1 protein-coding gene is annotated in these 257 nt (G+C 63.8%); it reads right to left on the reverse strand.

Annotation, left to right across the window (positions count from 1 at the left end):
• On the reverse strand, positions 1–230 hold a 230-nt coding region (locus SB751_RS32635; protein WP_410749334.1), incomplete at its 3' end, for a helix-turn-helix domain-containing protein.
• Positions 231–257 lie beyond the last annotated feature (27 nt).

Below are 257 nucleotides of genomic sequence, written 5' to 3' on the forward strand. Positions count from 1 at the left end.
GGCGTGACGCCGAGCCGACTGCGCAGCAGACGCGCAAGCCGCACGCCATTGCCGATGCCGCAGCGGCGCGCGATGTGCTCGACGGGCAGATCGGTTTGCACAAGCAGTCGACAGATCGCGTCGAAACGCAGCCGCTGCAAAAACGCGTTGGGCGTTTGTCCGGTTTCAATCTTGAAGCGGCGCAGAAAATTGCGTTCGCTCATCGCGGCCGCGTCGGCGGCTTCATGCATCGCCACGGATTCGTTCCAGTGCGCTTC

Origin of the sequence: Cupriavidus sp. SIMBA_020 (assembly GCF_046535395.1) — a bacterium.
Lineage (GTDB): Bacteria > Pseudomonadota > Gammaproteobacteria > Burkholderiales > Burkholderiaceae > Cupriavidus > Cupriavidus campinensis.